The organism is Pseudomonas sp. GL-B-26 (genome assembly GCF_019947405.1).
Classification (GTDB): Bacteria; Pseudomonadota; Gammaproteobacteria; order Pseudomonadales; family Pseudomonadaceae; genus Aquipseudomonas.
The window spans coordinates 22,462-46,388 of sequence record NZ_JAGYGJ010000012.1; the positions used below are offsets into that span (position 1 = coordinate 22,462).

21 protein-coding genes are annotated in these 23,927 nt (G+C 60.0%); 9 read left to right on the forward strand and 12 right to left on the reverse strand.

Translation table 11 applies throughout. From position 1 onward, the window contains the following. Nucleotides 1–25: 25 nt before the first annotated feature. Nucleotides 26–1,123: a carboxynorspermidine decarboxylase gene (gene nspC / locus KGB23_RS10290; protein WP_223430983.1), complete on the reverse strand. Its 1,098-nt coding sequence runs from the start codon at nucleotides 1,121–1,123 to the stop codon at nucleotides 26–28. 239 nt (nucleotides 1,124–1,362) lie between these two features. Here nspC and KGB23_RS10295 point away from each other — a divergent pair, with 239 nt between their 5' ends. Next, nucleotides 1,363–2,181 (forward strand): DeoR/GlpR family DNA-binding transcription regulator, encoded by an 819-nt coding sequence (locus tag KGB23_RS10295; RefSeq protein ID WP_223430984.1) that lies wholly within the window; start codon nucleotides 1,363–1,365, stop codon nucleotides 2,179–2,181. Nucleotides 2,182–2,185: 4 nt separating this feature from the next. Here KGB23_RS10295 and otnI read toward each other — a convergent pair whose 3' ends face one another. The 6 genes from otnI to KGB23_RS10325 form a co-directional block, all read right to left on the reverse strand. Further along, nucleotides 2,186–2,968 (reverse strand): 2-oxo-tetronate isomerase, encoded by a 783-nt coding sequence (gene otnI / locus KGB23_RS10300; RefSeq protein WP_223430985.1) that lies wholly within the window; start codon nucleotides 2,966–2,968, stop codon nucleotides 2,186–2,188. Nucleotides 2,969–2,994: 26 nt separating this feature from the next. Next, the gene (locus tag KGB23_RS10305; protein WP_223430986.1) at nucleotides 2,995–4,455 is read right to left on the reverse strand and encodes an SLC13 family permease; all 1,461 of its coding nucleotides are present in this window, start codon (nucleotides 4,453–4,455) and stop codon (nucleotides 2,995–2,997) included. A 173-nt stretch (nucleotides 4,456–4,628) separates the two neighbouring features. Continuing rightward, on the reverse strand, nucleotides 4,629–5,267 hold the full coding sequence (locus tag KGB23_RS10310) for an aldolase (protein ID WP_056742280.1): 639 nt from the start codon (nucleotides 5,265–5,267) through the stop codon (nucleotides 4,629–4,631). Next, nucleotides 5,264–6,556 carry a 3-oxo-tetronate kinase gene (otnK, locus tag KGB23_RS10315; protein WP_223430987.1) on the reverse strand — a complete coding sequence of 431 codons (1,293 nt, stop codon included), beginning with the start codon at nucleotides 6,554–6,556 and terminating at the stop codon, nucleotides 5,264–5,266. The genes KGB23_RS10310 and otnK overlap by 4 nt, the downstream gene beginning before the upstream one ends. A gap of 10 nt (nucleotides 6,557–6,566) precedes the next feature. Then, nucleotides 6,567–7,472, reverse strand: coding sequence for an L-threonate dehydrogenase (gene ltnD, locus KGB23_RS10320; protein WP_223430988.1), 906 nt, complete (start codon nucleotides 7,470–7,472; stop codon nucleotides 6,567–6,569). Further along, nucleotides 7,465–7,632, reverse strand: coding sequence for a hypothetical protein (locus KGB23_RS10325; protein ID WP_223430989.1), 168 nt, complete (start codon nucleotides 7,630–7,632; stop codon nucleotides 7,465–7,467). Before KGB23_RS10325 ends, ltnD begins: the two co-directional genes overlap by 8 nt. 471 nt (nucleotides 7,633–8,103) lie before the next feature. Here KGB23_RS10325 and KGB23_RS10330 point away from each other — a divergent pair, with 471 nt between their 5' ends. Next, nucleotides 8,104–8,751 carry an MliC family protein gene (locus KGB23_RS10330; RefSeq protein ID WP_223430991.1) on the forward strand — a complete coding sequence of 216 codons (648 nt, stop codon included), beginning with the start codon at nucleotides 8,104–8,106 and terminating at the stop codon, nucleotides 8,749–8,751. Between the two features lie 68 nt (nucleotides 8,752–8,819). On the opposite strand, the gene KGB23_RS10335 is transcribed toward KGB23_RS10330, so the two are convergent. The 5 genes from KGB23_RS10335 to KGB23_RS10355 form a co-directional block, all read right to left on the reverse strand. Continuing rightward, the gene (locus KGB23_RS10335) at nucleotides 8,820–10,004 is read right to left on the reverse strand and encodes a patatin-like phospholipase family protein (RefSeq protein WP_223430993.1); all 1,185 of its coding nucleotides are present in this window, start codon (nucleotides 10,002–10,004) and stop codon (nucleotides 8,820–8,822) included. Between the two features lie 100 nt (nucleotides 10,005–10,104). Then, nucleotides 10,105–10,569, reverse strand: coding sequence for a MaoC family dehydratase (locus KGB23_RS10340; RefSeq protein WP_223430994.1), 465 nt, complete (start codon nucleotides 10,567–10,569; stop codon nucleotides 10,105–10,107). Nucleotides 10,570–10,628: 59 nt separating this feature from the next. Then, nucleotides 10,629–11,729 (reverse strand): AI-2E family transporter, encoded by a 1,101-nt coding sequence (locus tag KGB23_RS10345; RefSeq protein WP_150658108.1) that lies wholly within the window; start codon nucleotides 11,727–11,729, stop codon nucleotides 10,629–10,631. A 78-nt stretch (nucleotides 11,730–11,807) separates the two neighbouring features. Beyond that, nucleotides 11,808–12,443: a response regulator transcription factor gene (locus KGB23_RS10350; protein WP_046049845.1), complete on the reverse strand. Its 636-nt coding sequence runs from the start codon at nucleotides 12,441–12,443 to the stop codon at nucleotides 11,808–11,810. Between the two features lie 4 nt (nucleotides 12,444–12,447). Further along, the gene (locus KGB23_RS10355) at nucleotides 12,448–14,724 is read right to left on the reverse strand and encodes a PAS domain-containing sensor histidine kinase (RefSeq protein ID WP_223430995.1); all 2,277 of its coding nucleotides are present in this window, start codon (nucleotides 14,722–14,724) and stop codon (nucleotides 12,448–12,450) included. A 231-nt stretch (nucleotides 14,725–14,955) separates the two neighbouring features. Between KGB23_RS10355 and KGB23_RS10360 the strand changes: the two genes are divergently transcribed. The 7 genes from KGB23_RS10360 (at nucleotide 14,956) to KGB23_RS10390 (ending at nucleotide 23,927) form a co-directional block, all read left to right on the forward strand. Continuing rightward, nucleotides 14,956–16,578 carry an acyl-CoA synthetase gene (locus tag KGB23_RS10360; protein WP_008146420.1) on the forward strand — a complete coding sequence of 541 codons (1,623 nt, stop codon included), beginning with the start codon at nucleotides 14,956–14,958 and terminating at the stop codon, nucleotides 16,576–16,578. Between the two features lie 132 nt (nucleotides 16,579–16,710). Then, the gene (locus tag KGB23_RS10365) at nucleotides 16,711–17,037 is read left to right on the forward strand and encodes a DUF485 domain-containing protein (protein WP_008146418.1); all 327 of its coding nucleotides are present in this window, start codon (nucleotides 16,711–16,713) and stop codon (nucleotides 17,035–17,037) included. Next, a complete protein-coding gene (locus KGB23_RS10370; RefSeq protein ID WP_223430996.1) occupies nucleotides 17,037–18,707 on the forward strand; it encodes a cation acetate symporter in 1,671 nt (556 codons plus the stop codon). Before KGB23_RS10365 ends, KGB23_RS10370 begins: the two co-directional genes overlap by 1 nt. A gap of 64 nt (nucleotides 18,708–18,771) precedes the next feature. Then, a complete protein-coding gene (locus tag KGB23_RS10375; RefSeq protein WP_223430997.1) occupies nucleotides 18,772–20,544 on the forward strand; it encodes an acyl-CoA dehydrogenase C-terminal domain-containing protein in 1,773 nt (590 codons plus the stop codon). 128 nt (nucleotides 20,545–20,672) lie between these two features. After that, entirely contained in the window at nucleotides 20,673–21,941 is a 1,269-nt protein-coding gene (locus KGB23_RS10380; protein ID WP_223430998.1) for an OprD family porin, read from the forward strand. 204 nt (nucleotides 21,942–22,145) lie between these two features. Further along, nucleotides 22,146–22,688 carry a polyhydroxyalkanoate synthesis repressor PhaR gene (gene phaR / locus KGB23_RS10385; RefSeq protein WP_317851612.1) on the forward strand — a complete coding sequence of 181 codons (543 nt, stop codon included), beginning with the start codon at nucleotides 22,146–22,148 and terminating at the stop codon, nucleotides 22,686–22,688. Between the two features lie 378 nt (nucleotides 22,689–23,066). Then, the gene (locus tag KGB23_RS10390; RefSeq protein WP_223431000.1) at nucleotides 23,067–23,927 is read left to right on the forward strand and encodes a c-type cytochrome; all 861 of its coding nucleotides are present in this window, start codon (nucleotides 23,067–23,069) and stop codon (nucleotides 23,925–23,927) included.

Below are 23,927 nucleotides of genomic sequence, written 5' to 3' on the forward strand. Positions count from 1 at the left end.
TTTCTCTCTCTCCTTCTCAGCCAGCTTACGAAAGGCTGGACATGTAGTCGTTGTAACCAAATTCACGAACCACCTCGACAGTACCGTCGAGTTGTTTCACTACGATGGACGGCATTTTCAGGCCGTTGAACCAGTTCTTCTTGACCATGGTGTAACCCGCTGCGTCGATGAACGACAGCCGATCCCCGATCGCCAGCGGACGATCAAATTGATACTCACCGAAAATGTCTCCGGCCAGGCAGGATTTGCCGCACACCATGTACGTGTGCTCGCCATCGCTAGGCGCCAGCTTGGCATTCAGGCGATAGATCAGCAGGTCGAGCATATGCGCTTCGATGGAGCTGTCCACAACCGCCAGGTGCTTGCCGTTGTAGAGGGTGTCGAGAACGGTGACTTCCAGCGACGCGCTCTGCGTGATGGCCGCTTCGCCCGGTTCCAGGTAAACCTGCACGCCGTATTTTTGCGAAAAGGCCTTGAGACGCGCGCAGAACTCGTCGATCGCGTAGCCTTCACCCGTGAAATGGATACCGCCACCGAGGCTGACCCACTCGACCTTGTGCAGCAAGTCGCCGAAGCGTTCTTCGATGGTGCACAGCATCTGGTCGAACAGGCCGAAATCACCGTTCTCGCAGTTGTTGTGGAACATGAAGCCAGAGATCTGCTCGATGACCTGCTCGATCTTCACCGGGTCCCACTCGCCCAGACGGCTGAACGGCCGCGCAGGGTCGGCCAGCAGATAATCCGAGCTGCTCACCTGTGGATTGACCCGCAGGCCACGCACCTTGCCTGCTGAAGCTTCAGTGTAGCGTTGCAACTGACCGATGGAGTTGAAGATGATCTTGTCGCAGTTGTCGAGCATCTCCTCGATCTCGTCGTCGGCCCAGGCCACGCTGTAGGCATGGGTCTCGCCAGCGAACTTCTGTCGACCGAGCTTGAGCTCGTAGAGCGACGACGACGTGGTGCCGTCCATGTATTGCTGCATCAGGTCGAACACCGACCAGGTGGCGAAGCACTTGAGTGCCAGGAGCGCCTTGGCCCCGGACTGTTCGCGCACATAGGCGATCTTCTGCATGTTCGCCAGCAGCTTTTGTTTATCGATGAGGTAGTACGGCGTTTTGATCATTTCGAGGCGCCTCCGGCAAGGCCAGCCAAAAAAGGATGCGCATTGTGCCTTCACTCGCTACTTATCGAAAGAGCAGGAAGCCCTCTCCACGCGAAACGTGACTCAATTTTAGTCCCAGGCACCCATCAAGTCAGAGTGACAGTCATTGTCGCCCGGCCCCGTCCCATCGCCGCGCTACTGATCCCGCCACAGATTCGCTACTATGTTTGACCGTCAGCTTTCCTTAATCTGGAGCCCGAATGCCTAATCAAAAGGACATCGCCGCCGAAAGCGGCGCACCGATGATTCCTGAACAGCGTCGTGAATTGATGCTGCGACAGTTGCGCAAGCATCAGGTGCTGAGCGTGCATCAGTTGATGGAAATGTTCGACTGTTCGCACATGACCATACGTCGCGATATCGCGCTGTTGGAGCAGGAAGGTCGGGCCTATTCGGTAACGGGTGGGGTGCGGATCGCCAGCCAGCTCCATAGTGAGCCCAGCCATCAGTTCAAGGCGGTGGTCGAGTTGCCACAGAAGCAGTCCATGGCCAAGCTCGCCGCCCGGCTACTGCATGCCGATATGACGATCTACCTGGATGCGGGAACCAGCACGCTGGAAATCGTCCCCTACATCAAGGCGCTGTCCGGCATGACTGTGGTGACTAACGACTTCGGCATTGTCCAGGCGCTGATCGAAGCCCCCCATGTCACGGTGATTCATACCGGCGGGCAGCTGGATCACTCCAATCAATCGTGCGTGGGCGGCCTGGCGGTGGCCACCTTGCGCCAGGTCGTCACGGACATCGCGTTCATATCGACCAGCTCTTGGGATTTGCGTCGCGGCCTCACCACGCCTTCGGCGCTGAAGGTGGAGGTGAAACAAGCTGCGATGCAATCGGCCTCGCAAGTGGTGCTGGTGGCCAGCAGCTCGAAATACGGCACATTCAGCATGTACAAGATTGCCGGGTTAGAGCAGTTCGACATTATCCTCAGCGACGATGCATTGGCCCCGGCCGCGGCCGATGGCATTCGCAAACAGGGAGTCGAACTGTTGTTGCCTTCTGATAGCAACGCGTAGGGCGTTAGCGCGCCTTCCAGTCACGCAGCCACTGCAAGCCGGCCGATGTGTTACCACGCGGCCGGTATTCGCACCCTACCCAGCCGTCATAACCCAACTGGTCGATCAGCTCGAACAGATACGGGTAATTGACTTCTCCCAGGTCCGGCTCATGTCGATCCGGCACGCCGGCGATCTGGATGTGGCCAATGCCGTCGAAGTCCCGACGCAGTTTGGTGGCCAGGTCGCCCTCGACGATTTGGCAGTGATAGCAGTCGAACTGAACCTTCAGGTTACTGGCGCCTACTTCCTTGCAGATAGCCTGGGCCTGGTCCTGCCGATTGAGGAAAAAGCCCGGCATGTCTCGTGTATTGATTGGCTCCAGCAGCACCGTGATGCCAGCCTTGGCAGCCTGCGCGGTAGCGTAAGCCAGATTCTCCAGGTACACGCCGTGATGCCGTGGGCGATCGCTTTCCGACGGCAGCAGGCCGGCCATCACATGGATGCGTGAATTACCCAGCACCGAGGCGTATTCCAGCGCGCGATCAAAACCGCTACGAAATTCACTCTCACGGCCCGGCAACGACACCGTGCCCCGCTCGCCCGCCGCCCAATCACCGGGCGGCGCGTTGAACAGTGCCTGCACCAGGCCGTTGTCGCTCAAGCGTTGCTTGAGTTCTTCAGCGCTGTAGTCGTAGGGAAACAGATACTCCACCGCTTCGAAACCATCGGCGGCCGCGGCGGCGAAGCGATCCAGAAACGCATGTTCCGGGTAGAGCATGCTGAGGTTGGCAGCAAAACGAGGCATGGTAGCTCCTACAGGTCGACAGTTCGTTAGACAAATGGCCAGATCAGCAGGGTAATACAGAAACCCAAAGTGCCGAGCAAGGTGGTCAACACCGTCCAGGTGCGCAAGCCGTCGGCCACGCTCAGTCCGGACAGCTTGGTGAAGATCCAGTAACCGGCATCGTTGATATGGGACATGGCCAACCCGCCACCGCCCATGGCCAGGCACAGCAGCGCCATGTGGTTCGCAGTGAGATCGAGGGTCGCAATCAGCGGGCTGATGATGCCGGCGGTGGTCACCAGCGCCACCGTGGTCGAGCCCTGCACCGCGCGCAACAGCATGGTCAGCAGAAAGCCCAGCGCCAGCACCGGCAGACCGGTGGTGCGCAGCATATCGGAGACTACGGCGCCGATTCCGGTATCCACCAGCACCTTGCCAAACACCCCGCCGGCACCGGCAATCAGGATCACCATGGCCACACCGGGCAAGGCCGAACCGATCACGTCGGACACCTGAGTACGGCTCCAGCCCCGACGCGAACCCAGCAACCAGGCACACAGCAAGGTGTCGATCAGCAGCGCCACCAGCGGCGCGCCGAGCACGGTCATGATGCCGCGCAGGGTCGATTCGGCAGGCAGCAACGAGGTGGACAGCGTTCCCAGCAGGATCAGAATAATCGGCAACACAATCAGGCTGACGATCAAACCAAACCCTGGAGGGGGTGCCGGCGGCAACTTGGAAACGATGCTGCTGGTGGACTCTTCCAGACCCATGTGCGACACGGCCACAGCCGCGCGCTCAGCACTCTTGTCATTACCGTTGGACCAGGCGGCCAAATCTTCGTTGGTGACATGCGGGCCATAGACCTCGGCACGAATATCGTCGGTCATCGGGAACACCCGACGGGTCATGCGCCCGGCCACGCGGTAGCCGACATAACAAAGGAACGCAGTCAGCGGCAGGCCGAACATCAGCACGCGACCCAGGTCCGCGCCCAACTGACTGGCAGCGGCCACTGCGCCCGGGTGTGGCGGCAGAAAGGCGTGTACGGTCAACAAGGCCGCGCACATCGGCAGCGCGAACACCAACAGTGGCTTACGCGCACTGCGCGCAATGCCATAGGCCAGCGGCATCAGGATGATCACGCCGACCTCGAAGAACACCGGCACCCCGACCATGAACCCGGCAATCGTCAGCGCCAGCGGTGTACGCCGGTTGCCGAATCGAGTGATCAGGGTCTTGGCCAGCGCCTCGGCACCGCCGGAGAGCTCGATGATCCGCCCGATCATCGCGCCCAAGGCAATGATGATCGCGATATGGCCCAGGGTCTTGCCCATGCCGCCTTCGATGGTCGCCACCAGATCGGCCGGTTTCACCCCGGCCACCAGCGCCACCAGAATGCTCACCAGCATCAAGGCCACGAAGGGTTGGAACTTGTACTTGAGCACCAGGAACAACAACAGCGCGATGCCCACCGCTGCGGTAATCATCAGGACTAAAGGGCTCATTTCAGAACCCCTCCACGCCGGGTAAACGAAACGGTTCTGCCACTGAATCTGAAGTGAGTCATGCTTGGATTTCCTGTTGTTATTGTTTTTTAGGCAAGCCGGGTCCATCGAGAGTCGCTGCGCGCCTCATGTACAGGGCCTGCTGTATCGATTTGTCGTGTTAAGCCAGCGCTTTACCAGGTCGCGCCGAAGGTCTCTCGCAACTCGTCCAGAGCCGACTGGTCGAGAGGTTCCGGTTTGGGATCGCTCATCAGCCAGAGCCGCGCGGTTTCCTCGAGCTCCTCCAGGGCGTAACTGGCCCTGGAGACCGAACTTTCCCAGACCACCGGGCCAAGCCGTTCGAGCATCACGCCGCGAACACTATTGGCCAGTTGCGCGACTTGCTCGGCAACCTTCGGCGAACCGGGTCGCTGGTAGCCAATCAACGGGATATGCCCGACTTTCATCACCTGATATGGCGTCAGCGGCGGCAGGATGTCGTCCGCCTGCCAGACACCGGCCAGCGTCAACGCCACCAGATGAGTGGAATGGGTATGCACCACGCCGCCGACACTCGGGTTGCGGTCGTAGACCTGGCGGTGCAGCGCCAGGGTCTTTGAAGGCTTGTCACCGGACACCCATTCGCCGGCCAGATTGACCTTGGCGATGGTCGCCGGATCGAGGCGCCCGAGGCAGACATCGGTCGGTGTGATCAACCAGCCGTCGTCCAGGCGTGCGCTGATATTGCCGGCGCTGCCGACGGTGTAACCGCGCTGGTAAAGGCTACGGCCAACCTCGCAGATTTCCTCACGCAGGGCGCTTTCGTTACTCATTGCGCACCTTCCGCGAGTTGGTTCAAGGCTTTGCTGAAGAAGTCGCGGCCACCGAAGTTGCCCGATTTGAGTGCCAACGCCAAAGGTTCGTCAGTACTGCTGACGGTCGCCGGCACACCCGGATCGATCTGCGCGCCGATCTGCAGCAGCTGTACGCCCAGCGCCTGAACCACAGCACCCGAGGTTTCTCCTCCGGCGATCACGAAGCGACGCACGCCGCTCTGGCGCAGACCTTGGGCAATTTCGCCAAAAGCGTTTTCCACCAGACTGCCAGCCTGCTCGACACCCAGTTGCTGTTGCACCGACTTGACCTCATCCGGTGAGCTGGTGGCGTAGATCAAAACGGTTTGATCGTTATCACGGGCGAAGGTCAAGGCTTGCGCCACCACCGGTTCACCCGCAGCCAAGGCCAACGGATCAATGCGCAAGGCCGGCCGCCCGGCTTCGAGCCAGGCCGCCACTTGTCCATTGGTGGCGATCGAAGCACTGCCGGCCAACACCACTTCCCCGCCGAATACCGCCGGGAGCTTCGAGGCATCGAGGTCGCGCAGCTTGCCGGCGCGACGGAAATTTTCCGGCAAACCCAGGGCCAACCCCGAACCACCCGTCAACAACGGCAGATCGGCACAGGCGGTACCGAGGGTGTACAGATCGCTGTCCGACAAGGCATCAGCGATTGCCATGCCGACACCTTGAGCCCTCAGCTCTGCGATTCGCGCACGCACCTGCTCAGTGCCGCGGGCAATGGTGTCGTAGCGCAACAGGCCGACATTCAGACCGGTCTGCGATTGCAGGACCCTAACCAGGTTGGCATCGGTCATCGGCGTCAGCGGGTGATGCTGCATGCCCGACTCGCTGAGCAGTTGATCCTGCACAAACAAGTGGCCGCGAAAGATCGTCCGGCCATTTTCCGGGAACGCCGGACAGGCCAGGGTGAAGTCACTGTCCAGCGCGGCCAGTAGCGCCTCGCTGACCTGGCCGATATTACCGGCCGCGGTGGAGTCGAACGTCGAGCAGTATTTGAAGAAGATCTGCTCGCAGCCTTGTTCGCGCAGCCAGGCCAGCGCGGCGAGGGACTGTTCGACCGCGTCGGCGACAGGAATGGTGCGCGACTTCAGCGCAATGACGATCGCATCGGCGTCAAGCCCGGCGGCAATGTCTGCGCTCGGAATACCGATGCTTTGCACGGTACGCATTCCGCCGCGCACCAGCATGTTGGCAAGGTCCGTGGCACCGGTAAAATCGTCGGCGATGCAGCCCAGCAGCGGGCGTGCGGTGGAGGTAGTCATGGGGTGTTCCTCAAACGGGCTCGGGCTTGGCTGTCGGCAATTCGATGCCCGGGAAAATCTTGATCACCGCCGAATCGTCCTCACGGCCGAAGCCGGCACTGGATGCCTGCATGAACATCTGGTGAGCGGTGGCCGACAGCGGTAGCGGGAATTTGCTGGCCCGGGCGGTATCCAGTACCAGGCCCAGGTCCTTGACGAAAATATCCACCGCGGACAACGGTGTGTAGTCAGCCTTGAGAATGTGCGGTACGCGGTTTTCGAACATCCAGGAATTACCGGCGCTATGGGTGATCACCTCATACAACGCATCGGCATCGACCCCTTCACGCAGGCCCAGCGCCATGGCTTCGGCAGAGGCGGCAATATGCACCCCGGCGAGCAGCTGATTGATGATTTTGACCTTCGACCCCAGGCCATGGACATCACCCAGGCGATAAACCTTGCCGGCCATGCCCGCCAGGATCGACTCAGCCTTGCTATAGGCGTCGGCTGGACCCGAGGTCATCATGGTCATCTCGCCAGCGGCCGCCTTGGCGGCGCCACCGGAAATCGGTGCATCCAGATACAGCAGGCCCAACGCGGCCAGGCGCTGGCCCAGATCCACCGCGTAAGTCGGGGCTACGGTGGCGCAGCCGATCACCAGACTGCCCGGCCGCAGTGCGGCCACGGCACCACCCTCACCAAACAATACGGTTTCGGTCTGCTCGGCGTTGACCACCACGGTCACTATCACGTCGCACTCAGCGGCCATGTGCGATGGAGAAGAGCAAGCCACACCGCCCTCCCCGGCAAACTGTTCAGTCACCGCAGCCCGCACATCACAGGCATGCACATTGAAACCGCTGCGCAACAACGAGCGAGCAATGCCCAGGCCCATCGCGCCCAGACCGACAACACCGACATTCTTGTTATTCATGGGGTACTCCAGTGGAAAGCAGCGACTGCTTGCGCGCCTGCAAGGCGCAGACATTGGCCGCGTTGTAGAGAGGGCTGCGGTAGACAGGATCAGCGCCGAGCGGATAAACCCGCTGAGGGGCGCTGTCATTCAGCACATGAGTCGGGATCTCATCGAACATCAAGGCAATCCTGTTTTTGTCGAGTTATCAGGTTGTCATACCGGCTGATGGAGATCATCTACCAATGATCAGATTATGTGAAGTATTTTTTCAATCTAACATTTTTTAACATCACCTGCGGATCCTCGGTAATTCCATACTTGATCTGTAGCAGCTGTCGAGCTTGCGAGGCTGCGTCCGATTGCGCAGCAGTCGCAAACCCTGAGCACGCGGTTTTCCTGATACACCGCATTGCCTGATTTCACGACTGCTGCGCAGCCGGACGCAGCCTCGCAAGCTCGACAGCTGCTACAGAGCCGAACGCAGGCTTCGTCAGCGGCTACAAGGCATGCGTTTCTGCGCCCGGCGGTGTGGCAAGTTTTGAACACTGACTTACACTGCGATACACCCAATGCGAACGAATGAATGTCCAACAGATCGATAGGTTCCATGGCAATCCGGGGATCACGTCATGATCTGGGTGAAGCCAAGATGAAAACGGTCACGACCCTTTTCACCTGTCTGCTCGCTGCCAGCGTTTGCGCGGCGACGAGCACCTGCGCGAATGCTGCGTCGTTCAAGACCAGCTTCGACTGCGCCACGGCAAGGGCATCCGTCGAAAAGCTTATCTGTCGCGATTCGCAACTGGCACAGATGGATATCGAACTGACGCGTCTTTATCGCCTGGCGCTCACAGATGAACGTTCAGTACCGCGGCCAGACAAAGTCTTGATCGACCAGCAGTTCTGGATCGACTCCCGTAATCAGTGTGCCTCGGACCGTGAGCCCAAGGCGTGCACGATCCGAAGTTATGCCGAGCGCGCGCACCAGCTACGCCAAGGCTCGGCCATTGTGAGAACCAAGGATCCAGACAGGCTCACCGAAGGCCCCCTGGCTTTTCGTTGCACAGGGTTTAACGCGCTGATTTCCGCCACTTTCTTCAACACGCAGCCAAGTGTCGTGTACCTGAAATGGGCGAACACCTCGATCACCCTGAACCAGGTACCGAGTGATTCGGGAACCCAATACACCGGCAAGGATTCCCAAGGGAACTACCGCTTCTGGCAAGAAGGCAACGGGGTCATTTTCCAGAAGCCAGGTTCAGGGGCGATGAGTTGTACGGCCGAGCCGGTCAGCTGATTATCAAGCGTCGCTATACCAATATTTCAGCCGCGACACTTTTGCGTTACGGCTTAACTGACTGGCTCTCACGTACTCGGCGATTTATGCCACGGATAGCCTTCCGCGCTGAGTTGAAAGGCGTAATCGAACAAGCGCTTCATGTACTCGCCATCGAATTTATGAGCGCGAGAAGTATCAAAATCGGAGCCGATGTACGCCAGATTGAAGTCCGCCCCATCCTGCTGTGCAATTCGGTAAATGCGATCCAGATCGCTGATCCCCTGAGTCTGGATCAATGCGCTGATGGCGCGACCGCCGATGCTCAAGGTGCGGCGCTTCGTCCCGGACCACTGCAACTCCAGTTTGCCGTTGCGAATGACATAGAAATGCCGTTCATCACGCAAGCGCGCCCCGGTCACGCGGTTCAGCGCCATCACAGTGCCGGGTGGGTAAAGGAACACCTGAGTCAGGACGCCTCCGTCCACGTGCATTTCCTGAAACTGTTGGCCGTCAACCTCCACGTCGATCATGACGGGTGAGACGGCGCCGGGAATACTCATCGACGCGACCATGATGTTGCGAAACAGGTCGAGCGCGCCCGGTGCCTGGCTGGAGGCAATAGCGCCCATGTTCCAGGTGACCGGGCGTCCTGAATCAAGGTCGGTGGTGCCGATCATCAGCAGTCGTCCTTTGGCGTATTCCGACGCGATCGCCGCAAGAACCTCAGCAGTGATGTGCTGTGCAATCAGCCGCGACAGAGGCTTGCTGTGCGCGATACCGTCGCTGGCAAGACGGGTCAGCACATTACGCGCATGGAAAATGTCTTTTGGACCGACTGCATTGCAGATACCCAGAATGACACCGTCGTACTGGGGCCCCAGGTAGGCGAACGGGGCGACCAGGGCGCCAGCGCTAATGCCGGTGACGACTTTGAACACGGGACGAGACCCATGCAGGGTCCATCCCGCAATGATGCCCCCCGCGAATGTGCCTGCATCGCCGCCCCCCGAAACGGCCAACATGCTTGCCAGCGGCAGGGTGTCATTGGGCATCCCTGCGCTGGCGAGCGCCGCGGCTTCTCGAACGTTGGCCTGACTCACATCCCGAATGAACGGCGTCAGATCCTGGTCCAGCCAGTAGCGAGCATCCGGAATGCCAGGGATGAGCGCTTTTTCGGTTAACGTTGGCGGCACCGCATCTCGGCGTTGCAGGCACGCTTGACGCAACATGTTCAGCGTTGAGGCGCTAGGTCTGAGCAGGAATGTTTTCACCACGCCGCCTCCGGCCCCTGCAATCGACAAAGAACGCGCTCAATGTAACGGCAAGACGCCTTGCCGATCACGCACGCTCCACACACCCATGACTGGTTTCTCAATCAGGCGCCGGTCTTCTGAAGACCAGCAGTTTGCCGGTGGCTCGCTGCACGACCTTGTCGTTTTGATTGAGTGTTTCCATGAACAGGGTCACCACACCCCGGTCTGGTTTGGTGCTGGATGGATCGATGGCCTGCACGGTGCATTGCAGACGCAACAGATCGTCCGGGTAGGTCGGCGTCGGCCAGCTCAACTCAATGCTCAGGCCGATGATCCCGCCTGCCAATGGCACGCTTTCCACCAGCAGCTTCATGGTCAGGGCGGCGGTGTTCCAGCCACTGGCTGCCAGACCTCGGAACAGGCTCAGCTCGGCGGCTTCAGGATCGAGGTGAAACGGTTGCGGGTCGAATTCCTGAGCAAAGGCCAGCATCGACGCTCGATGGACACGCAGGCTGTCGCTTTCGAACTGCTGACCCATGCTCAGGTCATCGAGGTAGAGTTTTTCCCAGGAATGGACGGACATGATTCAACCCTTCCACGTTGTGGCCTGAACACCTTTCATGCTAGCGCAAGCCCGGGCAGTCATAGCGTCGGCGGGACGTCCGGTCTGTTCTGCGGTTGATCTTCCACCCATTGCCAGAACAACTGATAGCCGACCGCAAGCACCACCGGGCCAATGAACAGACCGAGGATGCCGCTGGTGACCATGCCACCCAAGGCACCGATCAGCACCACCGGCATCGGCACATCGACACCGCGCCCCAGCAGCAAGGGCTTGAGTACGTTATCCACCAGGCCGGCAACGAACACATAGATGGCGAAGATGATGGTCCACGTGCTGGCCCCCTCGGTGGTGAACACAAAGGCAATCACGGGCAGCGTAATCAGTGTCGCCGGCAATTGCATGATGCCGAGCAGCAGCACCGCCAAGGCAAGCAGCCCGGCACCGGGGACGCCCATGAGCACGAATCCGATGCCCACCAGCAGCATCTGGATGAAGGCGATGCCGACCACCCCCAGCGCAACCGCACGGATCGTTGCGGTACACAGCTCGGCGATTTTCGGCCCCTTGCCCGGATCGCTGATGCGGGTCGCGATCTGTACCGCGCTGCGGCTGCCGGCCTCGCCGTAGGCCATGAAAATGCCGGCGATGATCAATGCAAAGATAAAGGTGAGGAAGCCCATGCCGACGCCGGCCAGTTTGCCCAGGAAACTCACGCTGAAATGTTTTATCTGCGGCAGGTACTTCGCTGCCAGGTCGGGAAGATCGGTTGAGGCCTGCAGCCATAAAGCAGAGACCGGCTTGCCCACTAAGGGCCAGTCAGCGACTGAGTCAGCGGGTGGCGGAATATGGAAATTGCCGTCCTTGACGGTGGTCATGGCATGCGCGACCGAATCGGCAATCGAGGTGACCAACAGATAGATCGGCACCATGAGCACAACGATGGCGATCAGCACAATCAGCGTCGCAATGTGGCCGTCTTTCTGACCCAGCGACCCCTTGAGCCGCTCTTGCAATGGATAAAGGGTGATCGCCAGGATCAGCGACCACAGCATGAGGTCGCGGAACGGGCTGAAGATCTCAAAGCAGAACATCACCATTACGGCAATCAGCCCGGCACGGATCAAAACATCGAGCAGACTGCGCGTGAACGCCTTTTCAGAACTGGATGTGGGCACCATTGCTGCCTCCTTGCAGATCGCTGCAAAGGTAAGAGATCGGTTAGCCCAGCATAGACGTTCATTAGAAAACGCGAGCAATCACCGCAGCTTCAGCGGATCGACCAGTTCAGCGGCGATGGCCATGCCCACCAGGTCCGGCAAGGTATTGGCCTGCATGCGTTTCATCACCCGCGAACGATACAGGTCGACGGTTTTTGCGCTCACGCCCAGTTGTTCAGCGATTTCACGGGTGGTGTAACCCTGGACCAGCGGCAGCAAGACATCGCGCTCCCGTGGGGTCAGTGTCAGCAAACGTGCCTGCAAGGCTTCATGGCCCTGATTGCCTGAACGGTTTGCCGCGCAGTTGCTGAGCGCCTGTTGCACGCTGTCCAGCAGCAATTGCTCGTTATAGGGCTTCTCGATGAAGTCATGGGCGCCCGCCTTGAAGGCGCGAACCACGATCGGCACGTCCGCGTGCCCGCTGACGAAGATGATCGGCAGGTTCAGCTCACGTGTGCGCATTTCTTCCTGCACGTTCAAACCGCCCATGCCGGGCATGCGAACATCGAGCAGCACACAGGCATCGAGCGTGGCATCACAAGCATTGAGAAACTCCACGCCACTGGTAAACGGCAAGGCCTTGAGCCCTACCGATTCCAATAACCAGACCGTTGAGTCGAGCATGCCTTGATCGTCGTCGACCACATACACCACGTGCTCCGTCACACCTGCCATTACGTTATTCCTGTTGTTGTTTTGTTGGGCCGGCCAGCGGCAAACGGCAGCACATCAGCAGTCCGATCGGTTGGCGTAGGGCCTGCAATTCGCCACCGAAACCTTCGATGATGCTGCGGCTCATGGACAAGCCAAGTCCCAGGCCATCGGCCTTACTGGTATAGAACGGGGTAAATATCTGCTCCAGTTCGGGCTCGCTGACGCCCGGTCCCTGGTCTTGCACACTGATTTCCACGGTTGCACCACCGCCCTGCCCCGCAGCCATCACGATCAGCGAAGGTTGCCCCGGATGTTGTTCGCGGTTGGCGTCGATGGCATTGCGCAACAGATTGAGCAGCACCTGTTCCAGCAGCACCCGGTCGGCATAAATCGGCGGCAGATTATCCGGCAGGCGATCCTCGATTGTCACTTGGCAATTGCTCGCTTCCCAGGCACACAAACGCACGGCCTCGCGGGCGACGTCGGTGAAATTCAGGGCCTGCATCCGGCGTTGTCCCTTGCGCAGAAACGCGCGCAAACGTCTGATCACTTCCGAGGCGTGCGTGGCGTGATGGGTAATGCGCTCCAGCCCTTGCGCCACTCGGGCAGCGGCTTGGGGATTGGAATCCAGCGTCTGTAAATAGCGCTGGCTGGCATTGGCGTAATTGACCACCGCTGCCAACGGCTGGTTGATTTCGTGAGCGATGCCCGAGGCCAACTCACCCAGGGTGACCAACCGCGCGGTGTGCGCCAGTTCGTCCTGATGGCGGCGCTGTTGCACCTCTCGCAGTTCACGTTCGGTCATGTCCCGCGCCACCAAGGAGTAATAACGCTCGCCGCCGGCCGAACGGTGCGCCAGCAACACCAGCGATACCGGCACTGAAGTGCCGCCCCCCGGTGGCTGCAATCGCGCATCGGTGCTCCAGACACCGTCGCGTTCGGCGCTGCTCCAGCCATCACGCTGCAGACGTGCCAGGTCGCCGCTGGCAAACAACTCCGCCAGAGCCGGCATCGGTTGTTGCTCGTCGATCCCGAGAATGCGCCGCGCCGCTGGATTGAGGTAAGTGACTTGCCCCTCGGGGTCGATGAACAACACCGGATCGATGTTGGCTTCGACGACCTCCGCCAGGCGCCGCTTGTTCTCCTCGGCTTGCACACGGGCGGTAATGTCCCGGGACACGCTGACCACTTCGACCACTGTCCCGGTGTAGGTCTCACGAATCGCCCGGCTCGCGGTTTCGAACCACAAGTAATGCCCGTCGCGATGACGAATGCGATAGGTCATCGTGTGATAACCGTCCTGCTCCAGGGCATCCCGTGCGCGCTGCACCAGACTGGCCAGGTCCTGACCATGGAACAAACCCTGGGCCATTTGCCCGCGCAACTCTTCCGGCCAATAACCGAGCAATGTCCAGGACGCGGGCGAGGCATCCAGAAAGCGCCCGTCCGGAGTGTGTCGGGAAATCAGGTCTGTGGTGTTCTCGATGATCAGCCGGTACAGCCGCCGTGCCGTGGCGGCTTCGCGCTCGGCCAACACTTGCGCTGTGGCATCGCGGCAACGGGCGAGCACGCGGTTGTCCTGGGGATCGGGGATAAACGTCCAGATCAGGATCTGCGCTTCGAACTGGGCTTCGACCCCATCGATGGCGCGTTGCTGGTCGAGGCAGGCACGAACCAGCACCCGGTGATTGACCGGTAGAAAACCCAGCACATCAGTCAGCGGTTTTTCGGCGAGCAGTGCCAATAGCGCGGCATTGAATTCCAGCGGCCGGCCTTGGGCATCGAGCAACAGACTCGGCTGTGGATCGTGACCCAAGAGCGGCGAGCCGCGCAGCATACCGTTGACGCTGTTCAGCAAGGTCGTCAGCAAGTCCTGCACCCAACCCAGCCAATCAAGACTCACGCCCTCGCACACTTCCACCAGCAACAACCCCGGCTGCCCCGGTTGCAAAGCCAGATCAAACACCTGGCCATGACTGATGGCGGCCCGACGCAATCGACCGGACAACCAGCAATCGAGTTGCCGCACTTGCGCCAGATCCAGGCGCCCCGCCTCGACTAGCCGATCAAACAGCAACTGGTCGCTGGCCAGCGACGGGTCACCCAGGCCCGGTGGAAAATGTTGGGCGGCGCCCTCGTGGCTGTAAATCCGCGCATTAGGTTGCCAACTCAGATAAACCGCCCGGCGCACCTCGGGACATTCCTGCAACGCACGACACAACGCATCGGCCCGGGCGGCCAGAGACACACCCTCGCGCTGCAGGCGCAACCAGCTGTGCAATCGAACGGGAGTCAGGGTCATCACAGGTCCGCTTCGTTGGGGGAGCCAAGGATATACCGGCCTTGGCGGTGTGACTGTATTGATTTAGATCGGCCAGAATCAAATATAGTACATATCCTATATGACGTAGGTTGTACTTCCATATCGGTAGCTGAATGTTATATAAAGCAAACCGGACATAAAAGGTGCCCTCAGCGGCGACGCTGCAAGGGTCACCTATAGAGCTAACAATCAGCCACCGAGTACCCGTACATGTCGATCTATGAACAAGGGCTAGGCCCTGCGGCTGTCAATCATATTGCCTTGTCTCCGCTCAGCTTCATCGAGCGCACCGCCAGCGTTTATCCGGACTACCCCGCCGTCATTCATGGTTCTATTCGCCGCACCTGGGCGCAGACCTACACCCGCTGCCGCCGTCTGGCTTCGGCGCTGGCCGGTCGCGGCATCGGCAAGAACGACACGGTAGCGGTGATGCTGCCGAACATTCCCGAGATGCTTGAAGTGCATTTCGGCGTGCCAATGATTGGCGCGGTGCTCAACCCGCTCAACGTGCGTCTGGACGCCGAAGCCATCGCCTTCATGCTGCAGCATGGCGAAGCCAAGGTGCTGATTACCGACCGCGAGTTCCATGATGTGATTCACGCGGCGATCGGCATGCTCGATCACCCGCCACTGGTGATCGACGTCAATGATCCGGAATACGGCGAAGGCCAGGCGGTCAGCGATCTGGACTATGAAGCGCTGTTGGCCGAAGGCGACCCGGCTTTTGCCTGGCAGTGGCCGGCGAACGAATGGCAAGCCATCTCGCTGAATTACACCTCAGGCACCACCGGCAACCCCAAAGGCGTGGTTTACCACCATCGCGGTGCATACCTGAACTCGTTGGGCAACCAGATGACCTGGGCCATGGGCAACCACCCGGTCTACCTCTGGACCCTGCCGATGTTCCATTGCAACGGTTGGTGCTACCCGTGGATCATCACCGCCATGGCTGGGGTGCATGTGTTTCTGCGCCGCGTCGATCCACAGAAAATCCTCACGCTGATCCGCGAGCATCAGGTCACCCATCTGTGCGCTGCGCCGATCGTGCTCAACGCCTTGGTCAACATGCCAGAGTCGGCTAAAGCGGCGATTGATCACCCGGTCAACGCGATGGTCGCCGGTGCCGCACCGCCGGCCAAAGTGATCGGTGCCGTGGAAGAAATGGGCATCAAGGTCACCCACGTGTATGGCCTGACCGAAACCTATGGCCCGGTGACGCTCTGCGCCTGGCACGCCGAATGGGATGAGTTGCCGCTGGACGAACGAGCGCAAATCAAATCCCGTCAAGGCGTGCGCTACCCGACGCTCGAAGGCGTGATGGTCGGCGACTCGAAGACGCTGGAGCCGACCCCACGAGACGGTCAGACCATCGGTGAAATCTTCATGCGCGGCAACACCGTGATGAAGGGCTACCTGAAGAACCCGACCGCCACGGCCGAAGCGTTCGAAGGCGGCTGGTTCCACACCGGTGACCTGGCGGTTTGTCATCCCAACGGTTACGTCGAGATCAAGGACCGACTCAAGGACATCATCATTTCCGGCGGCGAGAACATTTCCACCATCGAACTGGAAGGTGTGCTCTATCGCCATCCAGCCGTCATGGAAGCGGCCGTCGTCGCCCGTCCCGATGAGAAGTGGGGCGAAACGCCCTGCGCCTTTATCACGTTGAAGGCTGATCACCAGGACGTTCGCGAGGCTGACATCATCAGTTTCTGCCGCGAACACCTGGCCGGCTTCAAAGTCCCGCGCACCGTGATTTTCACCCTGCTGCCGAAGACTTCCACCGGCAAGATCCAGAAGTACGTTCTGCGCGACAGGGCCAAAGCGCTCTAACCGAATCGACGTTGTACCCGTCAAGCGGCCGGTGTTTTTACCGGCCGCTTCGGGCTCGTGCAGGCCGGATTCGGCGCTGCCCTGCCCTTGAATACCAAAAGCACCGATAACAACAACAAGGTGGAGCCACCCATGATCGACATCCATTCAACCGATACCCAACGCTGTGAACGCATTCGGTCCAACCCGAAATTCCTTCAATTGGTGAGCAGCCGTTCGCGTCTGGCCTGGTCACTCAGCGCTGCGGTGTTGGGCACTTACTACGCGTTCATGCTGGTAGTGGCGTTTGCCCCGCAGTGGCTGCATGCGCCGCTCGCCGAGCATCGGATGTTGACCCTGGGCATGCCGGTTGGCGCGGCGATCATCATTTTTTCCTGGCTACTGACCGGTTGGTACGTCTACAGCGCCAACACACGTTTCGATGCACTGGGCGCCGCCATTCTCGAGGAGAGCAAGTAATGAACCTGCTCCGTAAACTTCTCCTCGCCGCTGCCGGGCTCTTGCCGGCCTCCTTTGTGCTGGCTGCACCCGCGCTGGGTGCGGTGGAAAAACAACCGCTCAACCTGCACGCGATCGGCATGTTCTTCCTCTTCGTGCTAGGCACGCTGGCCATCACCTGGTGGGCGGCGCGGCAAACCAAATCCACGTCTGACTTCTATACCGCGGGCGGTGGCATCACCGGGTTCCAGAACGGCTTGGCGATTGCCGGCGACTACATGTCCGCCGCCACGCTGCTGGGGCTGTCCAGCCTGGTGTTTGCCAAGGGCTACGACGGCTTCATCTATACCATCGGCTTCTTCGTCGGCTGGCCGATCATCACCTTCCTGATGGCCGAGCGTCTGCGCAACCTGGGGCGCTACACCTTTGCCGACATCGTGTCCTATCGACTGGACCAGAACAAAGTGCGGATCTTCGCCGCGTTTGGTTCGTTGACGGTGGTGTGCTGCTACCTGATCGTGCAGATGGTCGGTGCCGGTCAGTTGATCAAGTTGCTGTTCGGCCTCGACTACCCGGTTGCGGTGGTGATCGTCGGCGCGCTGATGCTGGTGTACGTGATCTTCGGCGGCATGATCGCCACCACCTGGGTGCAAATCATCAAGGCTGTGTTGTTGCTTGCCGGCGGTACGACCCTGGCGTTCATGGCCATGTCGCAATTCGGTTTCAGCTACGAAACCCTGGCCACCAAAGCCGTCGAAGCCCATGCCAGCGGCTGGAACATCATGGGCCCCGGCTCAATGCTCGCCGACCCGATCAACACCGCTTCGATGTCGTTGGGCCTGGTGTTCGGGATTGCCGGCCTGCCGCACATTCTGATGCGCTTCTTCACCGTGCCTAACGCCAAGGAAGCGCGCAAGTCGGTGTTCTACGCCACCGGTTTCATCGGCTTCTTCTTCCTTGTTGTCTGCACCCTGGGCTTTGCCGCGATGGTGATCATCGGCACCGACCCGCAGTACTACGTTAATGGCGAAGTCGGCGGCGCCTTGATTGGCGGCGGTAACATGGTTGCCATGCACCTGGCCAAAGCAGTCGGTGGCAACCTGTTCTTCGGTTTCCTCTCGGCCGTGGCCTTCGCCACCATTCTTGCGGTGGTCTCCGGGCTGGCCCTGGCCGGTGCCTCGGCGATATCCCACGACCTCTACGCCACAGTATTCAAGAAAGGCAAAGCCACCCAGAAGCAGGAAATGCGCGTGACCCGTATGGCCACTGTCGGCCTGGGCATCATCGCGATTCTGCTGGGTATTCTGTTCGAGAAGATGAACGTCGCGTTCCTGGTGGGCCTGACCTTCGGCATCGCCGCATCGACCAACTTCCCGGTGCTGATCATGGCCATGTACTGGAAAGGCTTGACCACCAAAGGCGCGATCATCGGTGGTTTCGCCGGCCTGATCTGCGCACTGGTGTTGGTGATCCTCTCGCCAGCCGTCTGGGTCACCGTGCTCGGCCATGCTCACGCGATCTTCCCGTACGACCACCCGGCACTGTTCTCCATGCCGCTGGCGTTCGTCGTGATCGTCGCGGTGTCGAAACTCGACCGCAGCGTGCGGGCCGACAAGGAGCGTGACGCTTACGCCGACCAGTTCGTTCGCGCCCAGACCGGCCTCGGTGCCGCCAGCGCTTCCGCTCATTGATTGAAAGGGCACGGCCTGCTCAAGCGGCGCCGTGCCCATCGCACAACCTTTTGAGGTTCACGTTATGCCCGAATTCAACGCCCCTCTGCGCGACATGCGCTTTGTCTTGCATGAAGTGTTCGATGCCCCGGCCCTGTGGGCACGCCTGCCAGCCCTGGCCGACAGTGTCGACGCCGCCACCGCTGACGCCATTCTTGAGGAGGCGGCCAAAATCACCTCTCACCTGATTGCGCCATTGAATCGCAGCGGCGACGAGGAAGGCGCCCAGTGGGTCGATGGCCAGGTCAGCACGCCGATCGGTTTCAAACAGGCTTATGCCACCTACATCGAAGGCGGCTGGGTGGGCCTTTCCGGTAACGCCGATTTCGGCGGCATGGGCATGCCGAAAATGCTCGCCGTGCAGTTTGAAGAAATGCTCTACGGCGCCAACTCAAGCTTCGCCCTGTATTCGGCGTTGAGTTCCGGTGCCTGCCTTGCGCTGGATGCCCACGCCAGCGACACCCTGAAAAACCTCTACCTGCCGCCAATGTACGAAGGCCGCTGGGCCGGTTCCATGTGCCTGACCGAAGCCCACGCCGGCACCGATCTGGGGATTATCCGCACCCGCGCCGAACCACAGGCCGATGGCAGTTTCAACATCACCGGCAGCAAGATCTTCATCACCGGTGGCGATCAGGACCTGACCGAAAACATTGTCCATCTGGTGCTGGCCAAACTGCCGGACGCACCGGCGGGACCAAAAGGCATCTCACTGTTCGTCGTGCCCAAAATACGGGTCAATGCCGACGGTTCCCTCGGCGATGCCAACGCCGTGAGTTGCGGTTCGATCGAACACAAGATGGGCATCAAGGCCTCGGCCACCTGCGTGATGAACTTCGACGGCGCCAGCGGCTGGCTGGTCGGCGAAGCCAACAAAGGCCTAGCGGCGATGTTCACCATGATGAATTACGAACGCCTGTCCATCGGCATTCAGGGCATTGGCTGCGCCGAAGCGTCCTATCAGAGCGCTGTCGCCTATGCACGTGAACGTGTGCAGAGCCGCGCGCCGACCGGTGCCATTGCCCCGGACAAAGTGGCCGACCCGATCATCGTTCACCCCGACGTGCGCCGCATGCTGCTGAGCATAAAAGCCATGACCGAGGGCGGCCGTGCGTTCGCCAGTTATGTCGGCCAACAACTCGATCTGGCGAAGTTTTCCGATGACGCCAAGGAGCGGGACAGCGCGCAAACCCTGGTCGCGCTGCTGACGCCGGTGGCCAAGGCTTTCTTCACCGACACCGGCCTGGAAAGCTGTATCAACGGCCAGCAAGTGTTCGGCGGCCATGGCTACATCCGCGAATGGGGCCAGGAACAATTGGTCCGTGACGTGCGCATCGCGCAGATCTACGAAGGTACCAACGGTATTCAGGCCCTGGACCTGCTCGGGCGCAAAGTGCTCGCCGATAAGGGCTGCGCGCTGCGCCAGTTCACCGCTGAGATCCGTCATTTCGCCCATCAGCCTGACGCGCCCTACTCCGCTCAACTGTTCGATGCCGTGCAGCGTCTGGAAGACCTGAGCGACTGGTTGCAGGATCAGGCCGCGACCAACCGCAACGAAGTCGGCGCCGCTTCGGTGGAGTATTTGCACCTGTTTGGTTACGTCGCCTATGCCTGGCTTTGGGCACGCATGGCGCAGGTTGCCAAGCAAAAGCTGCACGAAGACGAAGGGTTTTATAGCGCGAAAATCGCCACCGCCGACTTCTATATCCACCGCTTGCTGCCGCGCATTTTGAGCCTGGAGCAATCCATCCGTGCGGGCAGTGCCTCGTTGTTTGGCCTGAGCGCCGAACAGTTCTAACGATTGAACCGCACGCGGCGCCACGCTCCTATCTTTTTGGCGTTCGCGTTTTTTATCGATAAGCCCTCGCCCACCTGGCGAGGGCCGCGGGACCTGTCTTTCCATAATAAAAACAAAGGGGCTTCACCATGGACCGCAACACCCGCAATCTCGCTGCCCGACTGTTGCTGGCCGGCGGCGTCATCAGCCTCTCGGCCCCCGCCGCTGCGGACTTTGTCAAAGACAGCAAGGCCAGCCTTGAGCTGCGCAACTTCTATTTCAACCGTGACTATCGCCAGGACAACGCTCCCCAATCCAAACAAGAGGAATGGGCCCAGGGTTTCCTGCTGCGCTATGAGTCGGGATTCACCGACGGTTTGATCGGTGTCGGTTTCGATGCCATCGGACTGCTGGGCGTCAAGCTCGATTCCAGCCCTGATCGCGCAGGCTCCGGCCTGCTCAAACGTCACCGCGACACGAGCAAAGGTGCTCAGGACGAGTACGGCGAACTGGGCCTGACCGCCAAAGTGCGTGCCTCGAAAAGCACACTGAAACTCGGCACCCTGCTACCGAAACTGCCGACGGTCTTGGCCAACGATTCACGGCTGTTGCCACAAACCTTCAAGGGCGGTCAGTTGACCTCGCTGGAAATCGAAGGCCTGACCGTGGATGCCGGGCGACTGACGCAGGTCAATCAGCGCGACTCCTCGGACTACGAGGACATGGGCATCACCCGAACCGGCGCCAAGGGCATCACCACACGTCATCTCGATAGCGACAGCTTCGATTTCGCCAGCCTGAACTACAAATGGACCAGCAACCTCGCCACCGGCTACAGCTACGGTCACCTCGACAATTTCTACAGCCAGCACCTGGTGAACCTGACCTACGTGTTGCCGGTCACAACCGGACAGTCGCTGAAGACGGATCTGCGCTTCGCCCGCTCCACGGACGATGGTGGCAGCAATGTCGATAACAATGCCATCGGCGCGATGTTTACCTACAGCCTCGGCGGGCATGCGTTGGGCCTGGGTTACCAAGGCATGAGCGGCGACACTGGCTACGCGTACGTCAACGGCACCGACGCCTTCCTGGTGAACTTCGTGCAAATCGGCGACTTCGCCAGCAAGGACGAAAAGTCCTGGCAGGCACGCTACGACTACAATTTTGCGGCCATCGGCGTTCCGGGGCTGACCTTCATGACTCGCTACCTCACCGGCGACAATATCGACCTGGGCGGCAACCGACCGGAAGGCAAGGAATGGGAACGTGATACCGACATCGGCTATGTCGTGCAGAGCGGGCCGCTGAAGAATGTTGGGGTGAAATGGCGTAACGCGACGGTTCGCTCGACCAACTTCGGCAGCGATCTGGATGAAAACCGCCTGATCGTCAGTTACACCCTGCCGATCTGGTAAGTCAGTTCTGGCAGCACAAGGGGGGACTCGCTTGACGGCGCAGTCTCCTTTTTGCTGCTGGATTTGTGTGGTGATGGCGGGCCTCTTCGCGAGCAAGCCCGCTCCCACATTTAACCGCATTCTCATGGGAGACTCGGTCAAGAGTGGGAGCGGGCTTGCTCGCGAAGGCGGCCTCAAAAACACCAATGGTGATTGTAGGTTAAGATGCCTGCAAACCAGGCCCGCCGCGAGACGCCCCGCATGACTGATACCACCCCCCGCCTGATCAAGAAGTACCCCAATCGCCGACTGTATGACACCCACACCAGCAGTCATTTGACGCTGGCGGACATACGCCAGTTGGTGGTCGACAAAATTGACTTTCAGGTGGTCGATGCGAAGAGCGGCGAGGACCTGACGCGCAGCATCCTGCTGCAAGTGATTCTGGAAGCTGAAAGCGGCGGTGAGCCGATCTTCACCAGCGAGATGCTGATGGGGATTATCCAGTTCTACGGCCCTTATCAGGGGGTTCTCGGCAGCTACCTGGATAAAAGCATCCAGACAGTCATCGACATCCAGTCCCAGACCGGCGCGCAGTCGTCCGAAGCCTGGAGCACCTTCATGCACCAGCAGGCGCCGGTGATGCAGGACCTGATGCGCCAATATGTCGACCAGTCGAAGGCGCTTTATCTGAACACCCAGAACCTGTTTGGCATGTTCGGCGGCAAGCCAGATGCTGATGGCGGAAAGAAAAAAGACGGTGAATGAAGGACTCCCGATTCATTGACAGCCGCGCGACGTCTACTAGGCTCACAGTCATCCTGCCTCTCCCACTGAACCACGGTACTTGAACGCAAGGCCTGGTGAAGTCGTCAATCTTTAGCACCTGTTCGCAGCTGTTCGAATGCAGACCTCAAGCAATCGTCAGTACAACGGGCTAACGCTCTTTCGCGCGCATCAATACTTGATGCGTAACGCGAATGACCCTGCACTTTCCACCTGCACTTTCACATTGGGAGGCAGTCGTGCAAACAGTCTTGAAGCTCGTCAGCTATGCAGTGCTCGTGCTGATGGCCAGCGCGGTCGTCTATGCCGGAGTGATCGGCATCACCTATTGGACCGGTATCGGCGTATAGGGAGTTCGCAATGAACAAACGCCAGACACGCTCATTCGCACTGATATCGACAGCGATTGCCGCTGTGGTGTTTCTGGGCATGACTGTTGACAGTCACCGGCAGTTCCCCACATTGACCAATGCCCAGCAAATCACGCCGCAGGTGACTCGCGGGAAGGATGTCTGGCATCAATACAATTGCATCAATTGCCACACACTGTTCGGCGAGGGTGCTTATTACGCCCCGGACCTGACGAAAATCACCCAGCAGCGCGGCGCCCCTTACCTCACTGCGTTCCTCAAAGACCCCTCAAAGTTCTATGACGAGAAACGCCATCGTCGTCTGATGCCGAACCTGAAACTCGGCGATGAGGAAATCGCCGATTTGATCACCTTCCTCGACTGGGTGAGCAAGGTCGACAATCAAGGCTGGCCACCGCGCCCGATTCTGGTGACCGGTGCGTCGATCCCCGGCATGGACCTCACCGTGGCACAGCAGAATGCCACCGGCGGCGACCAACCACCTCCCGCCGCCCGCCCGGTGTCCGGCAAGGAAGACCCGATCGCCCTGGGCGAGGCACTATTTCGAACGACCGCAACGCCGGTGTGCAGCGCTTGCCACTCGATTGCGCCGGGCGTCAACCTCGCCGGGCCATCACTGGCCGGGTTGGCCAGTCGGGCCAAACAGGTCATCGCCTCGCCTGACTACAAGGGCAAGGCCAAGGACGCCGAAGGTTTCATCCGCGAATCCATTGTCACGCCGAGTGTTTACCTGCATCCGGGCGACATGTTTTCCGCCAACGGCATGTCCTTCATGCCGGACACCTTCGCCAAATCGCTAACGCCCGAACAGATCGATCAACTGGTCGCCTATCTGGCGTCGTTCCAGTAA

What these genes read in the sequence shown, in the direction of transcription:
- phaR (WP_317851612.1), top strand. Translation starts at nt 22,146, where the DNA reads ATGCCTGCAAACCAGGCCCGCCGCGAGACGCCCCGCATGACTGATACC.
- otnI (WP_223430985.1), bottom strand. Translation starts at nt 2,968, where the DNA reads ATGCCTCGTTTTGCTGCCAACCTCAGCATGCTCTACCCGGAACATGCG.
- KGB23_RS10295 (WP_223430984.1), top strand. Translation starts at nt 1,363, where the DNA reads ATGCCTAATCAAAAGGACATCGCCGCCGAAAGCGGCGCACCGATGATT.
- KGB23_RS10350 (WP_046049845.1), bottom strand. Translation starts at nt 12,443, where the DNA reads ATGGCAGGTGTGACGGAGCACGTGGTGTATGTGGTCGACGACGATCAA.
- ltnD (WP_223430988.1), bottom strand. Translation starts at nt 7,472, where the DNA reads ATGAATAACAAGAATGTCGGTGTTGTCGGTCTGGGCGCGATGGGCCTG.
- nspC (WP_223430983.1), bottom strand. Translation starts at nt 1,123, where the DNA reads ATGATCAAAACGCCGTACTACCTCATCGATAAACAAAAGCTGCTGGCG.
- KGB23_RS10370 (WP_223430996.1), top strand. Translation starts at nt 17,037, where the DNA reads ATGAACCTGCTCCGTAAACTTCTCCTCGCCGCTGCCGGGCTCTTGCCG.
- KGB23_RS10360 (WP_008146420.1), top strand. Translation starts at nt 14,956, where the DNA reads ATGTCGATCTATGAACAAGGGCTAGGCCCTGCGGCTGTCAATCATATT.
- KGB23_RS10325 (WP_223430989.1), bottom strand. Translation starts at nt 7,632, where the DNA reads ATGTTCGATGAGATCCCGACTCATGTGCTGAATGACAGCGCCCCTCAG.
- otnK (WP_223430987.1), bottom strand. Translation starts at nt 6,556, where the DNA reads ATGACTACCTCCACCGCACGCCCGCTGCTGGGCTGCATCGCCGACGAT.
- KGB23_RS10355 (WP_223430995.1), bottom strand. Translation starts at nt 14,724, where the DNA reads ATGACCCTGACTCCCGTTCGATTGCACAGCTGGTTGCGCCTGCAGCGC.
- KGB23_RS10380 (WP_223430998.1), top strand. Translation starts at nt 20,673, where the DNA reads ATGGACCGCAACACCCGCAATCTCGCTGCCCGACTGTTGCTGGCCGGC.
- KGB23_RS10310 (WP_056742280.1), bottom strand. Translation starts at nt 5,267, where the DNA reads ATGAGTAACGAAAGCGCCCTGCGTGAGGAAATCTGCGAGGTTGGCCGT.
- KGB23_RS10305 (WP_223430986.1), bottom strand. Translation starts at nt 4,455, where the DNA reads ATGAGCCCTTTAGTCCTGATGATTACCGCAGCGGTGGGCATCGCGCTG.
- KGB23_RS10390 (WP_223431000.1), top strand. Translation starts at nt 23,067, where the DNA reads ATGAACAAACGCCAGACACGCTCATTCGCACTGATATCGACAGCGATT.
- KGB23_RS10345 (WP_150658108.1), bottom strand. Translation starts at nt 11,729, where the DNA reads ATGGTGCCCACATCCAGTTCTGAAAAGGCGTTCACGCGCAGTCTGCTC.
- KGB23_RS10330 (WP_223430991.1), top strand. Translation starts at nt 8,104, where the DNA reads ATGAAAACGGTCACGACCCTTTTCACCTGTCTGCTCGCTGCCAGCGTT.
- KGB23_RS10365 (WP_008146418.1), top strand. Translation starts at nt 16,711, where the DNA reads ATGATCGACATCCATTCAACCGATACCCAACGCTGTGAACGCATTCGG.
- KGB23_RS10375 (WP_223430997.1), top strand. Translation starts at nt 18,772, where the DNA reads ATGCCCGAATTCAACGCCCCTCTGCGCGACATGCGCTTTGTCTTGCAT.
- KGB23_RS10340 (WP_223430994.1), bottom strand. Translation starts at nt 10,569, where the DNA reads ATGTCCGTCCATTCCTGGGAAAAACTCTACCTCGATGACCTGAGCATG.